This window comes from Cupriavidus sp. MPR-AND1C, from assembly GCF_058809705.1.
Genome location: NZ_JBXASU010000003.1, coordinates 53834 through 78877, shown reverse-complemented (window position 1 = coordinate 78877; position 25044 = coordinate 53834). Strand labels below are relative to the sequence as shown.

At 59.7% G+C, this 25044-nt stretch carries 30 protein-coding genes and 1 pseudogene; 24 read left to right on the top strand and 7 right to left on the bottom strand.

The features are described 5' to 3' along the window. Position 1 precedes the first annotated feature (1 nt). The 4 genes from AC1RWI_RS02880 to AC1RWI_RS02865 all read right to left on the bottom strand — a co-directional run bounded on the left by AC1RWI_RS02880 (position 2) and on the right by AC1RWI_RS02865 (position 2084). Positions 2 to 820, bottom strand: coding sequence for a sulfite exporter TauE/SafE family protein (locus AC1RWI_RS02880; protein WP_492864470.1), 819 nt, complete (start codon positions 818 to 820; stop codon positions 2 to 4). A 62-nt stretch (positions 821 to 882) separates the two neighbouring features. Then, entirely contained in the window at positions 883 to 1314 is a 432-nt protein-coding gene (locus tag AC1RWI_RS02875) for a YeeE/YedE family protein (protein ID WP_043356927.1), read from the bottom strand. 1 nt (position 1315) lies between these two features. Further along, positions 1316 to 1750: a YeeE/YedE family protein gene (locus AC1RWI_RS02870; protein ID WP_043356925.1), complete on the bottom strand. Its 435-nt coding sequence runs from the start codon at positions 1748 to 1750 to the stop codon at positions 1316 to 1318. A 10-nt stretch (positions 1751 to 1760) separates the two neighbouring features. Next, positions 1761 to 2084 carry an ArsR/SmtB family transcription factor gene (locus AC1RWI_RS02865; RefSeq protein WP_043356922.1) on the bottom strand — a complete coding sequence of 108 codons (324 nt, stop codon included), beginning with the start codon at positions 2082 to 2084 and terminating at the stop codon, positions 1761 to 1763. Positions 2085 to 2168: 84 nt separating this feature from the next. Here AC1RWI_RS02865 and AC1RWI_RS02860 point away from each other — a divergent pair, with 84 nt between their 5' ends. The 7 genes from AC1RWI_RS02860 (at position 2169) to AC1RWI_RS02830 (ending at position 8242) form a co-directional block, all read left to right on the top strand. Beyond that, positions 2169 to 3029 carry an MBL fold metallo-hydrolase gene (locus AC1RWI_RS02860; protein WP_492864468.1) on the top strand — a complete coding sequence of 287 codons (861 nt, stop codon included), beginning with the start codon at positions 2169 to 2171 and terminating at the stop codon, positions 3027 to 3029. A gap of 12 nt (positions 3030 to 3041) precedes the next feature. Beyond that, complete coding sequence (locus AC1RWI_RS02855; protein WP_492864467.1) at positions 3042 to 4709, top strand: bifunctional protein tyrosine phosphatase family protein/NAD(P)/FAD-dependent oxidoreductase; 1668 nt, start codon at positions 3042 to 3044, stop codon at positions 4707 to 4709. 116 nt (positions 4710 to 4825) lie between these two features. Beyond that, the gene (locus tag AC1RWI_RS02850) at positions 4826 to 5650 is read left to right on the top strand and encodes a TlpA family protein disulfide reductase (protein ID WP_492864466.1); all 825 of its coding nucleotides are present in this window, start codon (positions 4826 to 4828) and stop codon (positions 5648 to 5650) included. A 39-nt stretch (positions 5651 to 5689) separates the two neighbouring features. Then, complete coding sequence (gene dsbG / locus AC1RWI_RS02845; protein ID WP_492864465.1) at positions 5690 to 6529, top strand: thiol:disulfide interchange protein DsbG; 840 nt, start codon at positions 5690 to 5692, stop codon at positions 6527 to 6529. Between the two features lie 464 nt (positions 6530 to 6993). Next, entirely contained in the window at positions 6994 to 7395 is a 402-nt protein-coding gene (locus AC1RWI_RS02840; RefSeq protein WP_492864464.1) for a P-type ATPase actuator domain-containing protein, read from the top strand. Then, positions 7395 to 7640: a hypothetical protein gene (locus tag AC1RWI_RS02835; RefSeq protein ID WP_492864463.1), complete on the top strand. Its 246-nt coding sequence runs from the start codon at positions 7395 to 7397 to the stop codon at positions 7638 to 7640. The genes AC1RWI_RS02840 and AC1RWI_RS02835 overlap by 1 nt, the downstream gene beginning before the upstream one ends. Before the next feature lie 170 nt (positions 7641 to 7810). Further along, positions 7811 to 8242, top strand: a complete 432-nt coding sequence (locus tag AC1RWI_RS02830; RefSeq protein WP_492864462.1) for a hypothetical protein — start codon at positions 7811 to 7813, stop codon at positions 8240 to 8242. Positions 8243 to 8757: 515 nt separating this feature from the next. On the opposite strand, the gene AC1RWI_RS02825 is transcribed toward AC1RWI_RS02830, so the two are convergent. Beyond that, positions 8758 to 9405 (bottom strand): Crp/Fnr family transcriptional regulator, encoded by a 648-nt coding sequence (locus tag AC1RWI_RS02825; protein WP_082055221.1) that lies wholly within the window; start codon positions 9403 to 9405, stop codon positions 8758 to 8760. A 312-nt stretch (positions 9406 to 9717) separates the two neighbouring features. Between AC1RWI_RS02825 and AC1RWI_RS02820 the strand changes: the two genes are divergently transcribed. The 5 genes and pseudogenes from AC1RWI_RS02820 to AC1RWI_RS02800 all read left to right on the top strand — a co-directional run bounded on the left by AC1RWI_RS02820 (position 9718) and on the right by AC1RWI_RS02800 (position 13772). Further along, on the top strand, positions 9718 to 10269 hold the full coding sequence (locus tag AC1RWI_RS02820; RefSeq protein WP_492864460.1) for a hypothetical protein: 552 nt from the start codon (positions 9718 to 9720) through the stop codon (positions 10267 to 10269). A gap of 12 nt (positions 10270 to 10281) precedes the next feature. After that, a pseudogene (locus tag AC1RWI_RS02815) lies at positions 10282 to 10470 on the top strand (GDCCVxC domain-containing (seleno)protein); the annotation flags it as partial. 42 nt (positions 10471 to 10512) lie between these two features. After that, positions 10513 to 10884 (top strand): arsenite efflux transporter metallochaperone ArsD, encoded by a 372-nt coding sequence (gene arsD, locus AC1RWI_RS02810; protein ID WP_492864587.1) that lies wholly within the window; start codon positions 10513 to 10515, stop codon positions 10882 to 10884. 12 nt (positions 10885 to 10896) lie between these two features. Then, on the top strand, positions 10897 to 12648 hold the full coding sequence (gene arsA / locus AC1RWI_RS02805) for an arsenical pump-driving ATPase (RefSeq protein ID WP_492864458.1): 1752 nt from the start codon (positions 10897 to 10899) through the stop codon (positions 12646 to 12648). Positions 12649 to 12989: 341 nt separating this feature from the next. Next, on the top strand, positions 12990 to 13772 hold the full coding sequence (locus tag AC1RWI_RS02800) for an FTR1 family protein (RefSeq protein WP_492864456.1): 783 nt from the start codon (positions 12990 to 12992) through the stop codon (positions 13770 to 13772). A gap of 220 nt (positions 13773 to 13992) precedes the next feature. Here AC1RWI_RS02800 and AC1RWI_RS02795 read toward each other — a convergent pair whose 3' ends face one another. Next, on the bottom strand, positions 13993 to 14313 hold the full coding sequence (locus AC1RWI_RS02795; protein ID WP_492864454.1) for a hypothetical protein: 321 nt from the start codon (positions 14311 to 14313) through the stop codon (positions 13993 to 13995). A 305-nt stretch (positions 14314 to 14618) separates the two neighbouring features. Here AC1RWI_RS02795 and AC1RWI_RS02790 point away from each other — a divergent pair, with 305 nt between their 5' ends. The 10 genes from AC1RWI_RS02790 to AC1RWI_RS02745 all read left to right on the top strand — a co-directional run bounded on the left by AC1RWI_RS02790 (position 14619) and on the right by AC1RWI_RS02745 (position 21735). Continuing rightward, complete coding sequence (locus tag AC1RWI_RS02790; protein WP_492864452.1) at positions 14619 to 15161, top strand: hypothetical protein; 543 nt, start codon at positions 14619 to 14621, stop codon at positions 15159 to 15161. 253 nt (positions 15162 to 15414) lie between these two features. Then, positions 15415 to 15801 (top strand): hypothetical protein, encoded by a 387-nt coding sequence (locus tag AC1RWI_RS02785; RefSeq protein WP_144410047.1) that lies wholly within the window; start codon positions 15415 to 15417, stop codon positions 15799 to 15801. 98 nt (positions 15802 to 15899) lie between these two features. Next, the gene (locus AC1RWI_RS02780) at positions 15900 to 16229 is read left to right on the top strand and encodes a hypothetical protein (RefSeq protein ID WP_492864450.1); all 330 of its coding nucleotides are present in this window, start codon (positions 15900 to 15902) and stop codon (positions 16227 to 16229) included. Between the two features lie 14 nt (positions 16230 to 16243). Next, on the top strand, positions 16244 to 17674 hold the full coding sequence (locus tag AC1RWI_RS02775) for a TolC family protein (protein ID WP_492864448.1): 1431 nt from the start codon (positions 16244 to 16246) through the stop codon (positions 17672 to 17674). A 2-nt stretch (positions 17675 to 17676) separates the two neighbouring features. After that, positions 17677 to 18969 carry a multicopper oxidase domain-containing protein gene (locus tag AC1RWI_RS02770; protein ID WP_492864446.1) on the top strand — a complete coding sequence of 431 codons (1293 nt, stop codon included), beginning with the start codon at positions 17677 to 17679 and terminating at the stop codon, positions 18967 to 18969. 66 nt (positions 18970 to 19035) lie between these two features. Further along, entirely contained in the window at positions 19036 to 19380 is a 345-nt protein-coding gene (locus AC1RWI_RS02765; RefSeq protein WP_492864444.1) for a copper-binding protein, read from the top strand. Between the two features lie 69 nt (positions 19381 to 19449). Next, the gene (locus AC1RWI_RS02760) at positions 19450 to 19824 is read left to right on the top strand and encodes a copper resistance CopC family protein (RefSeq protein ID WP_492864442.1); all 375 of its coding nucleotides are present in this window, start codon (positions 19450 to 19452) and stop codon (positions 19822 to 19824) included. After that, on the top strand, positions 19824 to 20768 hold the full coding sequence (locus tag AC1RWI_RS02755) for a copper resistance D family protein (protein WP_492864440.1): 945 nt from the start codon (positions 19824 to 19826) through the stop codon (positions 20766 to 20768). Before AC1RWI_RS02760 ends, AC1RWI_RS02755 begins: the two co-directional genes overlap by 1 nt. A 47-nt stretch (positions 20769 to 20815) precedes the next feature. Then, positions 20816 to 21313 (top strand): cupredoxin domain-containing protein, encoded by a 498-nt coding sequence (locus AC1RWI_RS02750; RefSeq protein ID WP_492864438.1) that lies wholly within the window; start codon positions 20816 to 20818, stop codon positions 21311 to 21313. Positions 21314 to 21384: 71 nt separating this feature from the next. Next, positions 21385 to 21735, top strand: a complete 351-nt coding sequence (locus AC1RWI_RS02745) for a copper-binding protein (RefSeq protein WP_492864436.1) — start codon at positions 21385 to 21387, stop codon at positions 21733 to 21735. A 295-nt stretch (positions 21736 to 22030) separates the two neighbouring features. On the opposite strand, the gene AC1RWI_RS02740 is transcribed toward AC1RWI_RS02745, so the two are convergent. After that, positions 22031 to 22183 (bottom strand): hypothetical protein, encoded by a 153-nt coding sequence (locus AC1RWI_RS02740; protein WP_492864434.1) that lies wholly within the window; start codon positions 22181 to 22183, stop codon positions 22031 to 22033. Between the two features lie 17 nt (positions 22184 to 22200). Between AC1RWI_RS02740 and AC1RWI_RS02735 the strand changes: the two genes are divergently transcribed. Both AC1RWI_RS02735 and AC1RWI_RS02730 read left to right on the top strand, forming a co-directional pair. Continuing rightward, positions 22201 to 22317, top strand: coding sequence for a DUF2933 domain-containing protein (locus tag AC1RWI_RS02735; protein ID WP_492864432.1), 117 nt, complete (start codon positions 22201 to 22203; stop codon positions 22315 to 22317). A gap of 72 nt (positions 22318 to 22389) precedes the next feature. Next, complete coding sequence (locus AC1RWI_RS02730) at positions 22390 to 24996, top strand: heavy metal translocating P-type ATPase (protein WP_492864430.1); 2607 nt, start codon at positions 22390 to 22392, stop codon at positions 24994 to 24996. Positions 24997 to 25044: the final 48 nt, after the last annotated feature.

The following is a 25044-nucleotide window of genomic DNA, read 5'->3' as shown; positions in this document are numbered from 1 at the left end:
TTCAGGCAGCCAGTGCGACCTTCGCCACCATGCCCAAGGCGATAAGGCCTGCGACGAGCGCAAAGCCCTGCTGCAGCCTGTGTCCACTTAAACGGCTGGCGACAAGCCGTCCGCCCAGCATGCCCGTGATGGCGCCCGCGGCGAACGGCACGCCCACCTGCCAGTTCATGCGACCGGCAAGGGCGGTCGAGATGACGCCGGAAGCGGATACCAGCGTAATCACTGCCAGCGATGTCGCCACGATAGATTGCACCGGGGCATTGGTAGCCTTCCTGAGCGCCGGAACGATGACAAAGCCGCCGCCAACACCCAGCAGCCCGGAGAGAAAGCCGGCGCCGACGCCAGAGAGTGCCAGCGCGCGGGTGCAGGACGCCGTCCAGACAAAGCGTCCGGTACCCGCATTCAGTTGGCACGGCGGCAAAGGGTGGCCAGATTCGGTTGGATGCGGCTTCGGCGCGGTCGTCTGCTTGAACATCCGCAATGCCACAAAGGCCAGTACAGCCGCGAATAGCAAGGTCAGCGGACCGTTCGGCAAGCGGTGAGCAAGCCATAAGCCGACGGGGGAGAACAACGTGCCGGCCACAGCCATCAGTGCGGCGGCCCGGTAGCGGACGATGCCTGCGCGCAGCCCGATAACGGCGCCGACACCTGCAGACAGGCCGACAGCAAGGAGTGCGACGGGCGCGGCCTGCGCGACGCTGAGGTGCAGGATAAACAGCAGTAGGGGGACGGCGAGGATGGCGCCACCGGCGCCGGTCAGTGCCAGGATGAGTCCGACCACGGCGCCCAGCGCCGCGCTGCTGGCGATTATGCTCTCCATCTGTTCATCGCTTACTTGGTGTTGGCATCGACAAGTCCCACAAGCTGCCGCGTGCGGCGAGCTTAAGCCCGCTGCATGCCGGATTTCATCCGCTCAAGCACCTCAAAGACGACCATGCCTGCCACCATGGCGGCGACAAAGCCCACGGCCTTCGGATAGCCCGCACCCATTGCAACCAGTGCGGGGCCCGGGCAGAAGCCTGCCAGACCCCAGCCAATGCCGAACGCGGTGCTGCCCAGCACAAGCCTCGGTGTTATTTCGGTGCTGGCCGGGAGTTGGACGGGCAGTCCCAGTAACGAGCGTTTGCGACGTTTGGCGATGAAGAAGGCGAGCGAGCCGATGCCTATTGCCCCGACCATGACAAAGGCCAGGGACGGGTCCCAGCGTCCCGTCAGGTCGAGGAAGCCCAGTACTTTTGCCGGGTTGGCCATGCCGGAAACCATCAGGCCGATGCCGAAAAGCAGGCCGGCCAGCAATGCAGCGACGGTGGTCATGTCAGCCTCCAATCATGTGTCGTTGTACGAGGACGGTCAGGAAGCCCGCCGCCATGAAGGTCATGGTCGCGACCAGCGAGCGGATGGACCCGCGTGCGATGCCGCATACCCCATGGCCGCTCGTGCAGCCGCTGGCGTAGCGGGTACCGAGGCCGACCAGGAAGCCGGCGACCAGAATTTCCCCCCAGCTCGCTTGAATATCGGGCGTCGCCGGCTTGCCGAGCAGGCTGGCCAGGACAGGGGCGCCGACCAGCCCGACGAGGAAGGCCACGCGCCATGCCATGTCGTTGCGCGGCAAGCCGAGCAGCCCCCCGAGGATGCCGCTGATGCCCGCAATCCGGCCGTTGAACAGGACGAGCACGGCAGCCGCTGCGCCAATGATGAGCCCTCCGGCCAGCGACAGGCCAGGTGTGAAGTTACCCAGGTCAATCAACATATCGGGCCCCCTACTTGGTGTTGGCGCAAAACTGCTCATACAGCACAGCCATCACGGCAAGCGCCTCCTGGCTCGCGATGGAATAGAAGATGCTCTTGCCCTCTCGGCGCGTTGTCACCAGGCCGTTTTCACGGAGCACGGCGAGCTGCTGGGAAAGCGTTGGCTGCCGGATGGCGAGCCGCTCTTCCAGTTCGCCGACGGACAACTCGCCCTGGGATAACTGGCACATCAGCAGCAGCCGGTCTTGATTTGCCAGCACCTTGAGCAGCGCGCAGGCTTGCGCTGCAGCAGCCTGCATGGTGCCCAGGTCAATGGCGGGATGGGACTCGCTCATGGTTCGCCTTCAATTTCGATGCTGATAGTATATTGAAAAATAAACTATTTGTGAATAGAATGTGTTGCAGCCAAGGAGGCCCGCATGCAACCGACCATTCAAGCGTTCTTCGACCCCGCGACCTGGACCGTGACCTACGTGGTCTATCAGGAGCGGCGTCCAGAGTGCGCCATCATCGACTCCGTCCTGGACTATGACCCCAAAGCGGGGCGGACGTCGACGGCGAGTGCTGACAAGGTCATTGCCTTCGTGCGTGAGCATGAACTGCAGGTCGAGTGGATTCTGGAAACGCATGCGCACGCTGACCACTTGTCGGCCGCGCCTTATCTCCGGAGCCAGGTGGGTGGCAAGATTGCCATCGGCCAGCACATTCGCAGCGTGCAGGGCGTGTTCAAGAAGCTGTTCAACCTGGAGCCGGAGTTTCGGCTCGACGGTTCACAGTTCGACCACCTGTTCGAGGAAAACGAGGAATTCGCCATTGGCGGCATGACGGGCAAGGCGCTGCATGTGCCCGGCCATACACCTGCTGACATGGCATACCAGATCGGGGATGCCGTCTTCGTCGGCGACACGCTGTTCATGCCCGACGTCGGCACGGCCCGCTGTGACTTTCCCGGTGGCAATGCACACGAGTTGTACCGCTCCATCCGCAAGCTGCTGGACCTGCCAGGCGATACCCGCCTCTTCATGTGTCACGACTATCCGCCTGAAGGCCGTGGACCCATGTGGGAAACGACCGTGCACGCCCAGCGTGAATGCAACATCCACGTGCACGATGGCGTGAGCGAGGAACAGTTCTTTGCCATGCGTCAGGCGCGCGATGCAACGCTGGCGATGCCGACACTGATTCTTCCGGCCGTTCAAGTCAATATCCGCGCCGGGGAGTTGCCGCCCGCCGACGCGAACGGCATTCGGTACCTGAAGATTCCGCTTAACGCTATCTGAGGGGAGTACACCATGAATCCGCGTCCCCTTACGCCGGACCTCTCGGTATCGCCGCAAATCAGCGCCACTGATGTAGCTTCACTGAAGGTGCTCGGCTATGGCGCCATCGTGTGCCACCGTCCGGACGGCGAAGCGTCCGACCAGCCAAACTTTCAAGAAATCGCGCAAGCGGCGAAACAAGCAGGCCTGCAAGCGGTTCATCAACCCGTGGTGCCTGGACATGCCTCGACCGAGCAGGCGGCGGCATTCGCGGCGCTGTGCGCGGGACTTCCCAAGCCTATCCTGGCGTATTGCCGCACCGGAACCCGCTCGGCAACGCTCTGGGCCTTGTCGCAAGCTGACAAGCTGCCCATCGCAGAGATACAGGCGCGCGCGGCTAAAGCGGGTTTCGACCTTAAAGCCGTGGTGCAGGGCATTGCCAACGCTGGCAAGGTGCCGGTGGAAGTCGTCGACGCTGAGCACACGGTAGTCATCGTCGGCGGCGGTGCTGCCGGCATCGCGGTCGCGTCCAGCCTGCGCGCACGTGAGCCCGAACTTGACATCGCCATCATCGACCCGGCCGACGTGCACTATTACCAGCCAGGTTGGACCCTGGTCGGCGCAGGCGTCTTCCAGGCTGCGTCCACTGCCCGCACGATGGCCTCCCGCGTGCCTGCCGGTGTCCGCTGGCTCAAGGCCGCCGTGGTGGCATTCGAGCCAGAGAGGAATGCGGTTGTCCTTGAGGGCTGCCGGGTGGTCCGCTATCGGCGCCTCGTGGTATGCCCGGGCCTCAAGATTGACTGGCACGGTATCGACGGCCTGGTTGATACGCTGGGGCAAAATGGCGTGACGTCGAATTATCGATTTGACCTGGCGCCATACACTTGGGAACTGGTTCGCGCGCTGCACGGTGGCAAGGCGCTGTTCACGCAGCCTCCGATGCCCATCAAGTGCGCCGGTGCGCCACAGAAGGCCATGTATCTTTCGTGCGATACGTGGCGCCGCAACGGTACGCTGCAAGACACACAGGTTCAGTTCTTCAATGCCGGGGCCGTGCTCTTTGGCGTGCCAGACTATGTCCCGGCGCTGATGGAGTATGTGAAGGCTTACGGCATCGACCTGCGCTTTGGCCATACGCTCAAGAGGATTGACGGCCCGCGTCGGCGTGCCACGTTCATGCGGGCCATGCCAGATGGCAGCAAGGAGATGGTCGATACCGATTTCGACATGATTCACGTGGTGCCGCCGCAGACGGCCCCGGACTTTGTGCGCGCCAGCCCGCTGGCGGATGCCGCCGGCTGGGTGGATGTTGACCCTGCCAGCCTGCGCCACAAGACCTACACAAATATTTACGCCCTCGGTGATGTGAGCAATACCACGAACGCAAAGACGGCAGCAGCTGCTCGCAAGCAGGCACCTGTGGTCGCGCACAACATACTCGCCAGCCTGAGTTACGCCGTAGGCCAGGCGCAGTACGACGGCTATGGCTCGTGCCCGCTGACGGTGGAGCGAGGCAAGGTGGTGCTGGCCGAGTTTCTGTACGGAGGCAAGGTTGCGCCCAGCTTCCCGGCCTGGCTCATTGATGGCACCAAGCCGTCTCGCGCCGCATGGTTTCTCAAAGAGCGCATCCTGCCGCCACTTTACTGGGATGGGATGCTTAAAGGTCGCGAATGGATGGCGCAGCCGGCGCTGGTGGACTAACAATGGCAGTCTTGATTCGTCGTGGTTTTGGTTTCGCAACTGCGGCAGGTCGCAGGGAACGGCGCCGCACGCAGTTCTTATCCCGTTAGAGCATGCTATCTCCAACAGTCGTTGTCGTGCTCGCCGCCGTCCTGCTTGGTGAGACCATTGCCCTGTGGCTTGGCCGCCGCGAGAAGGTCGATATTGACAGGAGCGTCGTTACCATCATGCTGGCGGGGGCGCTAAGTGCGCGCTTGGCTTTCGTCTGGCAGTGGCGCACTGCCTATCCGGCCGCGCCGCTGAGCATCCTGGACATTCGCGACGGCGGATGGAATCCGGTCGCTGGCCTGGGTGTCGGCTGCGGTTTCGCACTTTGGTTTGGCTTGCGCGAGGCCCCTTTGCGCAAACCGCTAGCCGTTGCCATGCTGGCGAGCCTCAGCGTATTTGGCGTGGGGTCTTTCTTCGTCCATAGCCTGGATTCCGCCAGGCTCGCTGAAGGCAGGCTTCCCGAGTATCCCCTGACCTCGCTTCAGGGGGAGCCCGTTGCGCTGGCACATTTCGCTGGACGGCCGACCGTGCTCAACTTATGGGCCACTTGGTGTCCTCCATGCCGACGCGAGATGCCAATCCTTCGCGCGGCACAAGCAAACCATCCGGACATCAACTTTGTTTTTGTCAACCAGGGTGAGAATGCCCAGCAGGTACGCCGCTATCTCGCGGAGCATGGCCTCGCGCTGTCCAATTTACTTCTCGACCCGCAGGGCCACACCGCTGCTTCCCTTGGGCAGGTCGCCTTCCCAACCACCTACCTGTTCGATGCTGCGGGGCGATTGATTGACGTTCGCATCGGTGAATTGTCCGCCGCCACGTTAGCCGAGCGTCTTGCCCGCCTGAGGGCACCGGAGGGTTCGAAGAAGGCCGGCAGGCCGCTACCCGCTCAAGTCGGCGGCGTCCACGGCTAGTCGTTGAAATTCATTGCCCCCTTGCTACCAGCTCCCACAATGCAAATTGCCCTAATTGCCTCTAAGCCCTTTCGCCTCGCTATGCCTATTTGGCTTGCGGCAGCGGCCTTCTCGCTAGCGTGCGCGCCATCCTTCGGCCAGGACACGCCGGCAGCATTGCGCGCCCTGGAAAAACAGGGGCTGACCATCGTAGGGAAAATGGCCTCAACGGCAGGGCTCACAGCCTACGCCGGGTACATGGACCAGCAACCGGTAGCGCTTTACCTCACGCCGGACGGCAAGCAGGTGATTGCCGGGACCCTGTTTAATGCCAACGGCAAAGACCTTACCCGCGCCGCGCTGGAAGAGGCGGTGCGCAAGCCGATGTCCGAGCGCGCCTGGAAGGAACTCGAGAAGGCGAGTTGGATTGCCGACGGGCAAGACAATGCGCCCCGCAAGCTGTATGTCTTTACTGACCCGAACTGCCCCTACTGCAATAAGTTCTGGTCTGACGCCAGACCTTGGGTGGAGAGCGGCAAAGTGCAGTTGCGCCATATCCTGGTTGGCATTCTTACACCGAGCAGCGCAGGGAAGGCGGCTGCACTGTTGGCGGATAAAAACCCCGGGGCCGCCCTGGGTGCGTACGAACAGGGGCACACGCGGGCTAACGACACCGCACTCGCGGGCGGTCACGCCAAACCGCTGGATGACAGTGGCTTAAAACCGCTCGCCAGCATCCCGCCGGCGGTGAAGGCAAAGCTCGATGCTAACGAGAAGCTGATGGCCTCATTGGGTCTGCAGGCTACCCCCGCAATCCTGTGGCGCGATGCCAATGGACAGCTAGATATACGCCAAGGGATGCCTGAGTCTGCTATGGCTGGGGTTCTCGGCCCGCGCTGAATTGCGTCTTAACATCCGTTAGCCAGGGCGGCGGAGCGGTCCTATGGCCGCTAAGCGCGATTGCTAACCTGCTGAGCGCCAGCCGCTTGTCCTCGGATGTCAGTGAGATTGGTGGGTGGGGCACACCGATACGGATTGTGTCAAAAATCGTCACCCCCAACGGAGTATGTACCTGTGTGCCGGGTAGGCACGCTAACCCGAAATTGTTGCAGTTTTGTGAACGTCGGGGGCGGGCGGTACATGCTCCCGGGCGTAGCTCGTTCGCACAGGACGACATCCGTTGCGCCCACCTAAAAAATGGCCGCTGCCTGCATTCAAAACGATATCGATGGGCCACGTGTCCGCGCCGCCGGATCTTCGATTGTCATGCCTGTAAGTCATTTCGTCGGTTTCGCGTCCTTATTGCGTCTTCTTTGCATTGCCAGCCTGACCCCGTCTGCCGGGGGCGTCGACGGATTTCTGTCGTGCATCAACAAACTGGGCACTCGCCTTTCCAGCGTGCGAGTTCTTCTTCCTTGTTTACGTTCATCGTCTACCTTTTCAGTATGCGGCGAGCCACTGTACTCACCGGTGAGTCGCGCGAAGTTGAAATGAACGCGGGCGATACCCTGTATGCCGGCGCAACGATACGCCGGGGCGAGGGGAATGGGGTGGTGGTTGAAACCGGGACCCATACCTATTTCGGCCGGACTACGGAGCTCGTCGCCAGCGCGCCCCCGAAGTTGCACGTCGAGGAGGTCGTCGCACGCGTGGTTTGCTGGCTGCTTATTATTGTGGGTGCGCTCGTGGTGCTGACGCTAGTGGTCTCTCGTACCTCAAAGGACTGCCACTGCTCGAAACGCTTCCTATCGCGCTGGTATTGCTGATGAGCGCGATGCCCGTCGCTTTGCCTGTCATGTTCACGGTAAGCATGGCGTTGGGCTCCATGGAGCTTTCCCGCCATGGTGTACTCATTACGCAGCTGAGCGGCATCGAGGATGCTGCGACGATGGACGTGCTCTGCGCCGACAAGACCGGTACGCTCACCATGAACCAGCTTTCCCTCAAGCTGGTGCAGGCCGAGCCTGGCTTTGGTGAGGACGACGTTATCGAGGTCGCAGCTCTTGCGTAGAACGAAGCGAATGCGGACCCGATTGACCTAGCGTTTCTTCGCGCCGCAGTAGCGAAGCAAGCGAGCGTTGCCACCAGGACACTGTCTTTCCAGCCGTTCTCTGCGACTACCCGACGTACCGAGGCGGTGGTGGCATCGGGGACCGAACAGTACGGTGCGTAAAGGGCGCCTTGCAAACTGTTGCGCAGGCGGCGGGCCGCAGTCCTCAGGACATCAACGAACTGGAGGAACGGGCAAACTCGGGAGCCCAGAAGGGGGAGCGTGTACTGGCTGTTGCAAAGGCCGACGGTGCGGCGCCATTGCAATTGGTCGGTCTTGCCTATCTGTACGGTGCGCCGCGCCCCGATTCGCGTAGTCTTATCGATGAACTTCGCCGGCTCGGTATCCAGGTCAAGATGCTCACTGGGGATGCACTGCCTGTTGCACGCGCGATTGCGCAATGGCAGCAAAGACACTCCTCGCGGTCACATTGGCATATGACCATGATGTGCGTGATTGCCTTCTTGGCCCGCCACTGCATCTTCCCCATGGTCGGCGACTTGGGCATCGAACCAAGCGTGGAGCGCAGAGACGCAACTTGGCGTCAGCCGTCCGATACGTGACCTCCGCCCCACCGTCCACCTCCTCGTAGCTGATGGAGATTTGGCCAGGTGTTGCGCTCTGCAGTTCGGCAAGGCCAGGCATCCCCTTGCCATGGACGTGCGATGGCCCAGAGAAGTCTCCCTTCAGGAACTGGGTCTGGATGTCATGCAAGTGCTGCCGCACCAGTTTGGTTTGCTGCATGTCGGACGCATCCTTCGCCACTACACGCTGAGTTCCACCGTCGCTGGTCTTGGTGAAAATGTGAGTCGTCGCGTTTAAGCTAAACGGCATCACATCCGCGCCGAGTCTGGCGACTTCGGCTTGGCGTTGGGTATCAGCGGCCTGCGACGTGAACGGCAGGCAAATGAGGCCAGCGAGTATCGTGGGCAGGAGGTTCTTCGTCATGGGATATGTGTCGTCTTAGGCGTTAAGGGTACAGGCAACCAATGTGCGGGATAAAGCCACATACAGAGCCCCTATCATCGTGAACTCATATTGCTCACGGGCATATGATTTCAGTCATATGCGTTGAGCCTCAACGCAAGAGGCGCAGGACCGAGTTCCGCCGCTCAATGACCCCCTCTTTCTCCATCGCTGCGAGGGTTCTGTAGAGTGCCTCATGTGTGAGGCCCAGATTGCGCGCGAGGTCCTTCAACGTGCCGTCCAGAGTTACCTCGCAATGGGGGCCGTGCCCCTCTGAAACAAGGAGGTGACGGACCCTCTCCGCCGCGCTCTTCAGAGAGAGGCGTTCGACACGAGTCCGGACTGCGCGCAGTTGTCGTGCGAGCAGTGCGACCCACTGACGGGAAAATTCCCGGTCGGCGTCGAGCAACTCGCGCAGCGCCGAAGCGGGTACCTGCAGAAGTTCAGTGCGCTCACTTGCCACTGCGTTGCAGTGGTACTTAGGGCTGTCGAGAGAGGCTTCGGCGAAAAATTCACCGGCACGTGCATCATGAAGAATCACCTCCTCGCCGGAGCGACCGAGTCGCATCAGACGAACAGCCCCAGACTCAACGAAGAAGACTGAATGGGCCGGACTGCCCAGTCGGAAAATGGCGGCGCCAGCCTCATATGTAGTGCGGACGGAGCTTGGTCGCAGGGCGGCAGGAAAGCCTTGTCTCTTTGATGAAATCATGTCAATGAATGGGGTGATGCGTATGATTTCAATCATATCCTGTGGCATTGCATTCTGCGAAAGGCCAAGAGCCTGGCGCTCCCTGCGCGGTCAGGACAGATTTCGCGATGCATTGCTTGCCAGTCGGCAGTAAATCCGCATTACCGATGGCCGAGAGCGCGCAACCCTCCGAACTCTTGTCTTGCGTCAATGCCCCCCAAGTGGGGCGCACTATCCTTGCCATAGAAAAGGGGCCTTGCTATCGCGCGTCATGACTTGTCGCGCGGATTTCAAATCAGGCGTCTTCCCTGAGTTCGACCGGCGCCGTCCTCGACTGGGCCTTGCCGGAAAGGTCGTTACTTGCCATAGAGGAGAGACAAGATGAAGAGAGAAATCATAGTGGCGGTGTTATCCGCAGCCGTCCTCTCAGTGATGCCGGCGCTTGCCCAGCAAGCTAAACCAGACGCGAAGGCGACTCCGGCGAAACAAGAGCAACCTAATGTCGCCGAGTTCGACAAGCAGATGGCGCAGGTTCAGGAAAGCATGAAGAAGATGCAGGAGCAGATGGAAAAAATCCGCCAGACGCAGGACCCGAAGGAGCGCCAGAAGTTACTTGAGGAACACTGGACAACCATGCAGAGCACGATGGGCATGATGCATGGCATGTGGGGCCGAGGGATGATGGGCGGGCCAGTGAGGGGAGGCCACATGATGGGTGGCCCTGGTGGTCCCGGCGGCCACATGATGGGCGGTCCTATGATGGGTTGGGGGCAGATGGGGGGCGCCTATTCGAAACTGACCCCTGAGCAAATGAAGCAGCGGCAGTACATGATGGACCAGTACATGGGCATGCAACAAATGATGATGGACAACATGATGCAACACCAACACATGTGGATGCAGCCGCAGTCGCCCCGCCAGCCATCCCAATAGCGAGAGCTACAAATGATGGATGTGATTCTTGAGTCTACGCTGACTTGTCCCCGTTGCGGCCATGGCAGCAGGGAAACGATGCCGACCGAAGCCTGTCAATGGTTCTATGCGTGTCTCGGTTGCAAAGCTGTTGTGAAACCAAAGCCCGGCGATTGTTGTGTCTTCTGTTCCTACGGTGACGTACCGTGTCCGCCGGTTCAACGGGCCGAAGGTTGCCGTTCAGTTCCGACGAAAGAAAAGATCATGACGAAACTTGAAGTATTTGACCCTGCCATGTGCTGTTCGACAGGTGTTTGTGGCGTTGAGGTCGACCCGATACTTGCCCAGTTTGCCGCCGACCTGAAGTGGGTGGAGCAACATGGTATTGCCGTGGAGCGCCACAATCTGGGCCAGGAGCCACAGGCCTTCGCCGCCAATCCGGCTGTGGTCAAGGAAATGGAGGCGGGCATGGACCGCCTTCCCATACTTTCAGTTGATGGCCACATCGTCGCCACCGGGATGTACCCATCCCGCCAGCAACTCGCGCAGAAGTTGGGCATCGCCCTCACAACTGCGGAGAAACCGCACATTAGAGTGGGCAGCCCTGGTTGCAACCCGAAATCCGGTTGCTGCTGAGCGGGAATTCAAATGACATTGCCCAATACCGCAACGCGCTATCTGTTTTTCACGGGCAAAGGCGGCGTCGGCAAAACCTCGCTCTCCTGTGCCACGGGCCTCGCCTTGGTCGAAGCTGGGAAGAACGTGTTGATTGTCAGCACCGACCCGGCCTCCAATCTGGACGAGGTATTGGGTGTTGCGTTGAGCCAGGTGCCGACCGCCATTCCAGGCGCAGCAGGTCTTTTTGCGTTGAATATTGACCCGGAAGCCTCAGCCCGCGCCTATCGAGAGCGTATGGTGACCCCCTATCGGGGCGTTCTGCCGGCCGCAGCGATTCAAAGCATGGAGGAACAATTCTCCGGCGCCTGTACGGTTGAAATTGCGGCATTCGATGAGTTCTCGAAGCTTCTGGGAGACCCCCAGGCAACGGCGGAATTCGACCATGTGATTTTTGACACGGCTCCCACCGGGCATACGCTTCGCCTTCTGACGCTGCCAACCGCGTGGAACGAGTTTATCGGTTCCTCGACGGGGGGAGCCTCTTGTCTCGGGCCGCTAGCGGGTCTGGAGAAGCAAAAGGCGTTGTACGCGGCGACGGTGGAGCGCCTATCGAATCCGGCAGAAACCACCGTCGTTTTGGTCAGCCGACCGGAAGTGTCCTCTTTTCGCGAAGCCAATCGCACCCGTGGGGAGTTGGCCGAACTGGGGGTTCGGAATCTCACGTTGGCCATTAACGGGCTCTTTACGACAGAACAAACGAACGATGCTATTGCCTTGGCTATGTCGCAGCGTGCCAGGGAGGCGCTCGCAAACATGCCGGATACGCTGGCTGGCCTGACCAGAACAACGATTCCCTTCCTACCTAAAGGCACGGTTGGATTGGACGCCCTTCGACTGATGGCTCATCCCGAGCGTGCAGAGTCTGCTGCAACCTCGGAGACAATGCCGCAGACACCGCTGCCCCCCGGATTAGGCAGTCTGATTGAGGAAATTGCTCAGGCAGGCCACGGTGTCATCATGGCCATGGGTAAAGGCGGCGTTGGAAAGACCACGGTGGCTGCGGCTATTGCCTTGTCGCTTGCGAAGCGGGGAGGCAAGGTCGTGCTCTCGACGACCGACCCAGCCGCGCATGTGGCAGCAGCCATGGATGGCGACGTTCCCGGGCTGACGGTGACTCGCATCGACCCTGAGCACGAAGTCGCACAATACACGCGTGAGGTTCTGGAGAAGGCGGGAAAGAGCCTGGATGCTGGCGGTCGCGCAATGCTGGAGGAGGACTTGCGCTCGCCATGCACGGAGGAGATCGCCATCTTCAGAGCCTTTGCCCGGACCGTGGATGAAGGTAAGGATGGATTTGTCGTGCTCGACACCGCCCCCACAGGCCACACCATCCTGCTTCTCGATGCGGCTGAAGCCTATCATCGGGAAGTCATGCGTACTCAAGGCGATATGCCAGAATCAGTGCGCCAACTACTCCCGCGCCTGCGCGACAAAAAGTACACGCGGGTTCTGATTGTGACGCTGCCAGAAGCGACACCCGTCCATGAAGCGGAGCGCCTGCAAGGTGACCTTGCGCGGGCTGGTATTGAGCCATTTGCATGGGTAATTAATCAGTCCCTGCTGGCCAGCGGTACACACAACCCCCTGCTTTGCCAGCGTGGAGCGTATGAGGTGCCGTTTGTCAGGCGTGTCGCAGACAAGCTCGCGACGCGTTGTGCGCTCATTCCCTGGTTGGCTGAAGCACCAGTCGGTCACCACGGTCTTGAGCAGGTTGTTTCATAGGAGCCATCACGCTGCTCAGTCCTGCATTCCTAACGGAATTCTTTGGGGCCATGGAATCTACCAACCGCATCTTGTTTCCACGTGAGTGGCCCCACGGTGGCTCCTTCCTGAGCGCAGAGCACGCACCTGTCGAGGACACGTTGGTCAAGGCAGCAGCGTTGGCGTGGAAACGGTTCATTACTCCGACCTGTGCGGGTTGTTGCGGGTTTTGTTGGGTGTGATGTGCCGCAAAAATAACATTGACGCAGGTGTGTCCCCGTCCTCCTTTATTCCACACAGACTTTTCGTTTGCGCTATATTGGAATGATTCTTGTTATTGTTTGCGATGCCGGACGAGGGCCATGATGTTCGCGATGCTCATGATTACCTTTCGAGAAGGTGTGGAGGCGTTTCTTATTGCCGCTATCACCTTCGCATTCCTGCAGAAGACCGGGCGCCAGCACCTTGCGGGCGCGGCCAAGACTGGCGTCCTCGCTGCCCTTGTGATGTCGGCCGTACTTGGGCTCGTGTTGTTCCGCGTAGGTGGCATCAGCCCGCTCGCGGAGGGCTGGCTGGCGCTGTTGGCTGGTGCCCTCGTGGTTTCTTGTACTTGGCATATGCTCCGGCACGGCAAAGCCATGGCAGGAGAAATCCGAAACCGGCTTTCCCAAGTCTCTGACGAGAAGGCGGCGGGCCCCTGGCTTGCTGTTTTTGCCTTCGTGCTCCTGATGGTCGGACGTGAAGGCGTCGAGGCGGCCACGATGATTGCCTCCCTCGCGGCTGGCGCGGCCACGGGTCAACTGGCCTTGGGTGGTCTGCTGGGCTTGGCTTGCGCGGGTGCCTTGGCCTGGGCGTGGAGCCGATACGGACGACGCGTCAATCTTTCGCTGTTCTTTCAGGTCACGGCCGTCTTCATGGTGCTGTTCTCCATTCAGTTGGCCATCTATGCCGTACATGAGTTTTCGGAGGCTGGAAGGTTGCCGCTCGTCAACAATAAACACTGGCATGACCTGACGGAGCCCTATGGTCCGGAGGGTGTGTACGGGATATGGCTCAGCTACAGCCTGGTGCTGGTCCCGCTCGGGTTCCTCATCTTCTCGACACTATCTGGCCGGAAAGCGGTAACTCAGGTGGGAAAGGGATAAACCCGATATCTACGTTTACCAAGAACTTCTCCTTCAGAAAGAGTCCTGTAAAAATCAAAATGCAGAACTCGTAAAGTTCAACGGTCGGCTAAGGCCTTGCGCCAGCGTGTCGTTTGAGGAGGGGGCGAATCCGCCGTGCTAGCAGCGCAAGATGCCGAAGATGGCATGACGGACGCCCATAGCGCAGAGCAGCTGCAAGTATCCACACGCCAAAATCGCTTCATTCTCTGTCTGTATCGTTCGTCCCATCCCCTTCCGGGCGAGATGGCATGGAAACCAACCGCTCCTCGGCCGACTTGCCTACTGGTGGTTCCGATTTCCCGTCGCACGATGATGGCGTTTTTTGAGGTAAGTCACCCTCCTGGCAGGACGCGGCGAGGAGGAGATAGGCAAGGTCGAGCTGCTGCGCATCCTTCCGCCGGCGCGCTATGTTTTCAAGCGCGAGGAGAATGTCGTCGGCCAACTCGAATTCCTTCTCATGGCAAGCTCTTTCGAACACCGCAAATACGTCCTCATGTGGCGAGTGCCTAATGGTGCTCATTCTATTTGTCTCCGACAAGAGCCACCGTTATGCCTTGGGGGTGTCTGATTTGGCAGGGTCTACCCGCGATGAACACGGTGCCCATTCTCAAATGACATGCCGGACTCCGTATTGCGAATATGGACGTCCCCATGGAGGTAAGGTCAAGTACTGTTTTCGGGCGTCCTCTGACCGAGTCCGGACTCGCGCATGTTGTGCTCAGGTTTCTCAAGCTTGATATCAATCAAGGCCCTTTTGGCATATGCGAGTAGATTAAAAGACACGCGCTATCGCGTCTTAGATACCCACCAAGCGAGAACGGCACCATGTCCAAAAATCTATCAGCCCCCATTCTTATCGCGGTTTCGGCGCTTATCTGGGCGCCGCTAGCGCTTTCGGCTGGTCCGCAGCCAGCCGATGCTGCGCATGACCATAGCCATGCGCAGGCTGCCGCTACCGCCCCACAGAAGAAAGCAACTCCGAAGAACCCAGCACCGAAGAATGCCGCGCAGAGGAATGCGGACATGGACGCGCAGATTGCTCATATGCGTGCACTGCATGAACGCCTGTCGAGGGCCAAGACGCCGGAAGAGCGCCAGGCACTGATGGCGGAGCAGGCCAAGGTGATGCAGGAGAGTATGGCGCTAATGCACAGCACGATGCCGATGATGCAGGGTCGTGGCGCCATGGACGGCAAAATGCCGATGAACCAGGCGGACATGGCGGAGCACATGCGCATGTGTCACGACATGATGGGCCAGCGTATGGAGATGATGCAGGAAATGATGCAGATGATGATGGACCGACAGGGGATGAGCGGCGGCATGATGGACGGACAGGGGATGGGCGGCGGCATGATGAAGCCGTAGTAGCTCGGTCTGCTCTGGGTAATGTCGGCCAATTGACCTGCCGCGGGGGAGTGACCTTTGATGGCCGGCCGTGCGCTGCGCCGCCTTAGACCTTCCCACTATGGCAGGGTCAACCCCTTTTTCGTTAGCGGGCAAGTCGTGTCTCGCAGGCGACTCCTATTGGAGCGGCAGCGCGCATCCGCTAAACTAGAGGTCTGCAGCCATAAGGCCGTTATCGCCCCCGATGCTTCGACTGGTCTCACGTTTCCTTCTCTTGCTCCTGATTGCAGCGCTTCCGCTGCAAGGGGTGACTGCGGCCACGATGATGGTAAAAGGCGCGACGCAGGCTTATGCGAGCGCAGTGCGGGTCCAGTCTGCTGTCCATGAAGGCGTCATCACGGTATCGTCCGATGGAGACGACGACCACTGCATCGCGCACATGAGCGATGCGGATATTAAGCAGCAGGGCAAATCTGGAAAGCATGCAGGTCATGCGTGCCCAGGCTGCGCCGCTTGTTCGCTTTGCTCGGTCGTCCCCTATGCATTCCCTCTTTTTGTTCACCTCGACAATGCGCCAGCACAGGTTCCTTCGAGCCTGATGGAAGCTTTTGTCAGTCACATCCCGGACGCGCTCCAGCGTCCGCCTGCCTCGGTCGTCTGATGCCCTAGGTGCGTCCATTTTTTGGGCGCACTCATCGTGCGTTGCCACAGAATTGTGGATAACGCGGCACTCAAAGCTTCACACTCACAAGGTTTGACATGTCTCTGACACGCATGCTGGCTGGCGCCAGCCTGGCGGTCGTCTGGGCGTCCGTTTTTGCGCAGGCGTCGTCGCCGCGACCGGACCCGCTTGACCCCAACGCGCCCACCACGACGCTCACGGTGCCTCGCACCTTCGATGAATACGTTCCCTACAAGGAGCCGAAGGTGGTGCCTTGGAAAGACACCAATGCCGCTGTCTCTCCAGCGAGCGGCGCCCGAGTAAGCGACATGGGCACGATGAAGATGCCCAAGCCGGCGCCCGCTGGGGCTGCGCCGGTCCGCTCCATGCCGGCGGGGCAGTCCGACCACTCGGACCACAAGATGTGATGCAAGGACTTGCAATGTCAACTAGAAGAATACAAGCCTTGAGGCTTGGCGCATTGGCGCTGGCCGCTTCTGTGTTCCTGGGCGGTTGTGCCACGTTCTCAAAGGACGGCGGCTTCAATTCCGTCTCCTCTGTTGCCAAGGAGCGGCTCGGCAAAGACGCTGCTTGGGTCAGGTCAGAAGAGGACCAGGACAGCGTTTACAAACGCTCGCAGGAATTGCTTGCGCAGCCTATGACGATGGATGGCGCAGTACAGCTGGCGCTGCTCAACAACCGAGGCTTGCAGGCCACCTATGCCGAACTTGGCATTTCCGAGGCCGACTATGTGCAAGCCAGCCGCTTGCCTAATCCTGGTTTTACTTTCAGCCGCAAGCACGCAGGGAACGACCTGTCGATTGAGCGAACCTTTACTCTCGCCTTCTTTAACGTTCTGACTTTACCCTTCATCTCACAGATTGAAGGCAAGCGTTATGAGCAGACGAAGCTATTGGTGGCCAATGAGACCGTGAGGGTCGCAGCGGAAGCGCGCAAAGCGTACGTCAACGCGGTCGCGGCACAGCAGTTTGCGCTGTACGCCGGACAAGTGAATGAGAGCGCCGAAGCGGGGGCAGAATTTGCCAAACGCCTGGCGGCCGCTGGCAACTTCAGCAAGCTCGACCTGGCGCGGGAGCAGGCGTTCTACGCCGATACCGCCGGTGCGCTTGCGCGGGCCAGGCGTCAAGCCATCTCCGACCGGGAAAAACTCGTTCGCGCCATTGGATTGTGGGGCACCGGCGCGAATTTCACGCTGCCAGACCGCTTGCCGGACCTGCCAAAGGAACGGCCAGAACTCGGGGAGCTCGAAGGCTACGCCATGCAGAACCGCCTCGATATTCAGGCCGGCAAGCTGCAGACGCAGAGCGTTGCTTCGTCGCTCGGACTAACCAAGGCCACACGCTTTATCAACGTCCTGGACGTGGGATACCTGCGCAACAGTCTATCGAATACACCGCCTGAGATAGGTTACGAAATCAGCGTGCAGATTCCGCTGTTTGACTGGGGAAGCGCCCGTGTGGCGCGTGCCGAAGCGGTCTATATGCTCGCTGTAAACCAACTCGCGCAAACGGCAATCAATGCGCGCTCGGAAGTTCGCGAGTCCTATGCGAGCTACCAGACCAGTTACGACATCGCCAGGCACTACCGCGATGAAGTCGTGCCGGTACGCAAGGCCATCGTTGATGAAATGATGCTGCGTTACAACGGCATGCTGGCTAGCGTGTTTGAGCTTCTGGTCGAAACGCGCGCGCAGGTGGACGGCGTCAATACCTACATCGGCAGCCTTCGCGATTATTGGGTGGCCGAGACGGACCTTCAACTCTCGCTTGGGGGCGCGCTCCCCGTGCAAGGCGAGCCGGTAGCCGCGCCACAGAACAAACAGATGACCGTGCCGAACGGACAAGGACAGTAACCATGGTTTCCCGTCGACAATTCCTACAAGGCTCCGGCGCCGCCATGCTTGGCGCCGCCGTGGTGTCCAAAGCCGGTGCGGCATCGCTGCCGGAAGCACCTCTGCAATCCGGCGCTGCCACGCAGCCCCCACTCCCTCCTTCGTCAGGCCGCCCCTATAACCCCGTGGTAACGCTCAACGGCTGGACGTTACCCTGGCGCATGCGCAATGGCTGGAAGGAATTTCACCTCATTGCCGAACCAGTCGAGCGTGAGTTCGCACCAGGGATGACAGCCCATCTCTGGGGCTACAACGGGCAGAGTCCGGGGCCGACCATCGAATGCGTGGAAGGAGACAAGGTCCGCATTTTCGTGACGAACAAGCTGCCAGAGCACACCACGGTTCACTGGCACGGTGTCATCCTGCCTTCCGGTATGGATGGTGTGGGTGGACTGTCGCAGCCACACATTAAACCGGGCAAAACCTTTGTCTATGAATTTGTCATGGGCAAGTCCGGCACGTTCATGTACCACCCCCATTCAGATGAAATGGTGCAGATGGCGATGGGCATGATGGGCTTTATCGTCGTGCATCCGAAAGACCAGTCGTTCATGCGAGTCGACCGCGACTTCGTGTTCCTGATGTCTGCCTACGACATCGACCCGGGCTCGTACACACCGCGTGTCGCCACCATGACTGAATTCAATATGTGGACGTGGAACAGCCGCGTGTTCCCCGGCATTGACTCCCTGCCCGTGCGTCTCGGCGACCGTGTGCGTATCCGCATCGGCAACCTCACCATGACGAATCATCCGATTCACCTGCATGGGGTCGATTTTGAAGTGACCGGTACGGATGGCGGCTGGGTCCCCAAGGCCGCTCGCTGGCCCGAGGTGACGGCCGACGTTGCTGTCGGGCAGATGCGCGCGATTGAGTTCGTTGCCAACAACCCCGGTGACTGGGCTTTCCATTGCCACAAGGCGCATCACACCATGAACGCCATGGGGCACCAGGTCCCCACCATGATCGGGGTTAAGCAGAAGGACCTTGCCAAGAAGATGAGCAAGCTCGTGCCCGATTACATGGCGATGGGAGAAGCCGGTATGTCTGACATGGGGGGAATGGAGATGCCGTTGCCAGACAACACTTTGCCAATGATGACCGGGCAAGGTCCCTTCGGTCCGGTTGAGATGGGTGGCATGTTCACTGTACTCAAGGTGCGCGAAGGTTTGGGACGGAATGACTACAAAGACCCGGGTTGGTACAAGCATCCGAAAGGAACAGTCGCCTATGAGTACACCGGCGAACTGCCGTAACGCTGATTTCAACGGGCCGGAGCATGTCCGGTTCGCGTCTATCGTTCAACTATTGGAGTAAGGGTCATGAAGAAGGGATTTGTATCGATTGTTGTTGGCTTGGCACTCGCGTGCTCGGCCTCCGCGTTTGCTGGCGCAGGCGACATGGACATGAGCGGTAGCTCAGGTCACAAGGCAAGTTCAACCGCCGGGAGCATGTCGCACGGCGAGGTCAAGAAGGTCGACGCCGCTACCGGGAAGCTCACCATCAAGCATGGTCCGCTGGAAAACCTCGGGATGGAAGGGATGACGATGGTCTTCAGGGTCAAAGAGCCGGCCATGATTTCGCAAGTAAAGGTTGGCGACAAGATTGACTTCGTTGCCGAGGATTTGAATGGTGCACTGACTGTCACCAAGCTTCAGGTGCAGTAAGCGCTCCTGCGAAAAGCGGCCGGCTCCCGGCTGCCATGACCTGCCCGAAATCATAGAGGAAGAATACACATGAAAGCACTGACGCAGAAAACCCTGATGGGCCTCGCGACCGCCGCCGCTATCGGACTGTCGCCCGCCATCGCATTTGCACACGGCAAACTCGAAGGCGCTGACCCGGCTGCTGGTAGCACGGTTGACGCGCTGGCGGGTCCACTTCGACTGACGTTTAATGAAGACCTGGAGCCGGCATTCAGCAATGTGAGTGTTGCCGACGCCGGCGGCACAGTGGTTAGCAAGGAGAAAGCCAAAGTCGACGCGTCGAATCCGCGTGTGCTGACGGTTGCTGTCCCGAAACTGTCGTCGGGTTCCTATGCCGTGCACTGGACCGTCATGACGCACGACGGGCACAAGGTCAAGGGCGACTATAAATTCACGGTGAAGTGATGAATGACGGTTTCCTTGGCATCTTGCGGCTTGCATTGACGGCACTGCAGAACCTCAGTTTTGCCTTGCTCGTCGGTACCTTGTTGAGCGAGCGCTGGCTGGCTCGCTCCCCGTCGCCGTGGCAAGCCGACGTCAGCCGAAGGTTGGTACGGGCATTCAGGGGCAGTGCCATCGTTGCGCTGCTGTCGGGCGTACTCGCCTTCTGGATACATTGCGCGCTGATGAGCGAGTCTTCGCTGGCTGACGCCTGGCCGGCGGTGCGCTCGATGCTTTCGGAAACGGAATTCGGTCGCGCTTGGGGTATTGGCGCTGCCTTCATGCTTTTTGTCACCCTCATTTCGTTCCTCCCCTGGACCGGGAAAGCCTTTGGCTGCCAACTGACTCTGTGGCTGGGGCTTGCGGGTTTTGCGCTGAGCCGCAGCCATTCGGGCCATCCGGTGGACGCCGGAGTTTTCAGCCTGCCCGTTTGGGCTGACTGGGTTCACCTTCTGGCCGTTAGCACTTGGGTTGGCATCGTGTGGGTCGCCGCGTTCATGGTGGCGCCGAAGATGGCCGAGGCTTCACAGGGTGACCACCAGAACGGTGCGTCTTTCATTCAATCGCTATCCGATACGGCCACGTACGCGCTTATCGCGCTCTTTGTCACCGGAGCCTATAACGGGTGGCGAGGAGTAGGTCCGCCCGGCAATTTGCTCGACTCGGCGTACGGGCAACTGCTCGTGCTGAAAGTTTCCCTCGTGGTAGCTGCTGCCGCTCTCGGGGGGCACAATCGGTTCTTTGAAATGCCTCGTTTGTTGGCCTCGTTGAAAAGCGGGTCATCCGTGTCTCTCGCTCGCCAAATCAGGCGCTTCGCCGCCATTCTATATGTGGAGTCGTGGGTGCTAGCAGGGGTATTGGTTGCTGCTACGGTGCTGGTAGCGAGCCCGCTGCCAGGTACGTCCTAAGTTGTCCTGTGTTTTCACAATCAGGCATCAATTGAAGGAGAGGTTCAATGAAGCTATCGATGAAGCTCCAACTGGCAGCATTTATCGCTGCCACAGCGCTGTCAGGTGTGGTGTTCGCAGCCGGCGACCAGCCGGCATGGTGGCACAGCCATGGGCACGGTGGTGGTGGGGTGACAGCGTTCGGCAAGCCAGGGGACCCGAAAAAAGTGAGTCGGAGCATCAATGTTGAGATGACCGACGATATGCGCTTCACCCCCACCGTGATTACGGTGAAGAGGGGAGAGACCATTCGCTTCAACGTCAAGAACGCAGGCAAAGAGAAGCACGAGATGGTACTCGGGACCGAAGGCGAGTTGAAGGAGCGCTATGAGATGATGAAGAAAATGCAAGAAATTGCGCATGCCGAGGTTAACGTCGTTACGCTCGATGGCGGCATGTCCGGCGTACTCATCTGGCAGTTCACAAAGTCAGGTACCGTGCCATTCGCCTGTCTGCTGCCTGGCCACTATGACGCTGGAATGAAGGGCTCAGTGGTGGTCGAGTAAATCTGCGGATAGTCATCCGCAGCAATAAGTCAATGCTATTCGGAAATTGTGCGTTAGCAAGGAGAGTGACGATGAAGGCGATTCAGAAGATTGCTATGACCATCTACGTGGCTGCAATGCTTGGCTCAGTTGGCATTGCAGCGCACGCTCAGGCGCTCAAGGGTAGCGAAGAGGCACGTATGTCCAATGCTTCCGCAGAGTCCATGTCCGAAGGGGAGGTCAAGAAAATCGACGCCTCGGCTGGGAAGCTGACCATCAAGCATGGCCCCCTGACCAATTTGGACATGGGCGCAATGACGATGGTGTTTCGCGTGAAGGACCCGGAAATGCTGACGCAAGTGAAAGAGGGAGACAAGATTAAGTTCGTCGCCGAGAAGGTGAACGGCGCTCTGACCGTCACTACCCTGCAAGTGTTGAAGTAACCTCGGCCGGGCTCGACGAACTTGCAGCGTCAGGCTAAGCCCTTGTTCCTATGGCAGTGAACCGTATCACCATATTGGATGTCCCGCGCAGCGCGCTCGGTGCGCTGATAGTGACGTCGATATTCACAGTTGTTGCCATCTGCTGCTTCGCATTGTATCTGCGACGCCGACATGGGCCTGGGCATCCCCGGGGTGCCTAGGCGGACAGCGCAAGTGCGCGGAAATCGCCGCAAGCAGCGTAAGCGAGCCTAGCATCGCTTCGGATGTGGCACGGCCCGGCAACTCTCAATGCGAGTCAGCGTTCCTTGGCAATCGCGTTGATTGGCTTTATGCCAACACCGAAGCGGGCAATGTTTTCGCGATTTTCCTGAACGCTGGTATAGGATACGTAGCGAATGCCGAGTTCGGATATTCGGCTGAACGCCGGGCGCGCAAGTTGGGTGCGCACGTCGGCTAACGGAATCCATGATGTTTGTCGGACGCGAATATTCGAATCATATTGTAACGTCGTGGCCGTATGCTCTAATTTTGCTGTGCAAGCTCATGCATCTGTTCCACGGTGGTAATGCCGGTCGTAGTTGAAACGCGAGGCTGGCGACGGCGAGGGGCGAGCAAGTTGACGGACGGCGCGACGAATGACCTGGAGCATTTCAGATGAGCGACCAACGCGGTAAGGATACGGACTCCCACAATCAACATGCGGGCGGTGGGCAATCTTTGGGTAACGAGCATGACCCATGCTCTCATAATCAGCACGGCAATTCGAACCCTTCCGCGCATGAAAGCCACGTGGGGTGTGAGCACAACCATGGCCACGCCGCCCCGGATGCCGCGACGCAACTGAAAGACCCGGTCTGCGGTATGTCGGTCACATCGGATTCGCATTTCCATAACGAGCACGATGGGGTCCGCTACTTCTTTTGCAGTGAATCGTGCCAGAAGAAATTCGAGGCCGAGCCTCTTAAGTACATCGCTCCCGCAGTGAACGCCTCGGTTACCTTCGCCTCAGAAGGCACTATCTATACTTGCCCGATGCATCCGGAGATTCGGCAAGACCACGCAGGGAACTGTCCGAAGTGCGGCATGACACTTAAGCCGGTAATCCCAGGTCGGGCGCACATTGCTCCCGCCGTAGACGCCTCGGCGACGCCTGCCCCAGAAGGGACTATCTACACGTGCCCGATGCACCCGGAGATTCGCCAAGACCACCCGGGGAACTGTCCGAAATGCGGCATGACACTGGAGCCGATAATCCCAGGTCTGGACGAGGAGGAAAATCCGGAACTCGTGGATTTCACTCATCGCTTCTGGTGGACGCTACCGCTGACGGTCGTGGTGTTCGTCCTGGCGATGTTCGGGCATCGGCTTCACCTGATGGAAGTGTCTACCCAGAGTTGGGTGGAGCTGCTTCTCGCCACTCCCGTGGTCCTCTGGGCGGGGCTGCCGTTCTTCCAGCGCTGCATACAGTCATTCATCAATCGCAGCCCAAACATGTGGACCCTGATTGGACTTGGCACCGGCGCCGCGTATCTCTACAGCGTGATTGCAACGGTCGCTCCTGGCGTCTTTCCCGAGGCCTTCGCGGCCCACGGTCGAATCGGTGTGTATTTCGAGGCCGCCGCCGTCATCATTTCGTTGACGCTGGTTGGCCAGTTGCTGGAGTTGAAGGCACGGTCGCAAACGTCGGCTGCTATCAAGTCGCTGCTCGGCCTGGCACCAAAGACAGCACGGCGCATCAATGCGGACGGTACCGAGGAAGACGTGCCGCTGACACACGTCCATGTTGGGGATACGCTTCGCGTACGGCCAGGCGAGAAAGTGCCGGTGGACGGCGTTGTGACCGAGGGCTCGAGCTCGCTGGATGAATCGATGATTACCGGGGAGCCGATTCCTGTTACCAAGCGGGTGGGCGACCACGTCATTGGTGCGACGATGAACACGTCCGGCAGCCTCGTCATCAAATCCGAGAAAGTCGGCTCTCAGACAGTGCTGTCGCAAATTATTCAGATGGTCGCTCAGGCCCAACGCTCCAAGGCGCCGATGCAGAGGATGGCCGATAAGGTGGCCGGGGTGTTCGTTCTGGCGGTGGTCGGTATTGCGCTCACTACCTTCTTTGCCTGGGGCTTCTTCGGTCCGGAGCCGAGTTGGGTGTATGGCCTCATCAATGCTGTCGCCGTGCTCATCATCGCATGCCCGTGTGCGCTTGGGCTCGCTACGCCGATGTCCATCATGGTGGCAAGCGGCAAGGGTGCGTCGAACGGTATTCTGTTCCGTGATGCGGCAGCCATTGAAAATCTACGAAAGGTGGACACGCTGATTGTCGACAAAACCGGCACCCTGACTGAGGGCCGTCCCACCTTCGAACGCGCGATTGGCACGAACGGTTTCACGGAAGAGGAAGCTCTTCGGCTGGCCGCAAGTCTGGACCAGGGCAGCGAGCATCCTCTTGCCGCTACTATTGTTGAGGCGGCTCGCCAACGCAACCTAGCACTCGAGAAGGCAGAGAACTTCGAATCTGGCACGGGCATCGGGGTTCGAGGGATTGTTGCGGGCAGGAAGCTAGCACTCGGCAACACGGCGCTGATGCAAGCCGAGGGTATCGATACCGATTCCCTAGCCGGCGATGGTGACACCCTACGCGCCCAGGGCGCCAGCGTCATGTATCTTGCCGTCGACGGAAAGCTAGCAGGGATTCTCGCTGTGTCAGACCCTGTGAAGCCCACTACCCCCGAGGCGCTCGCCAGGCTGAGAGAGGTGGGCATTCGGGTTGTGATGGCCACTGGGGACGGCGTGGTGACAGCCAAGTCGGTGGCCGCAAAGCTGGGTATTGATGAGTTCCACGGCGAGGTGAAGCCGGCCGACAAGCTGGCGCTGGTCTCGAAGTTCCAGGCGGAAGGCAGAGTTGTTGCGATGGCCGGCGACGGCATCAACGACGCGCCGGCGCTCGCGAAGGCCGATGTGGGCATTGCCATGGGCACGGGCACCGATGTCGCGATGAACAGTGCGCAAGTGACGCTTGTCAAAGGAGACCTGCGTGGCATTGCCCGCGCGCGGGAGTTGTCAGAGGCAACAATCTGGAACATGAAGCAGAACCTCGGATTTGCCTTTGTCTACAACGCCTTGGGGGTGCCGCTTGCCGCGGGGGTGTTGTACGCGTCTACCGGTTGGTTGCTATCTCCCATGATTGCTGCGCTGGCGATGAGTCTTAGTTCTGCCTCGGTAGTCTCAAATGCATTGCGGCTGCGGAAGGCGAAGATTTAATGCATGCGTGCCGGTGCGGGCTAACCTGCACCGGCTCTTCCGTTGCGT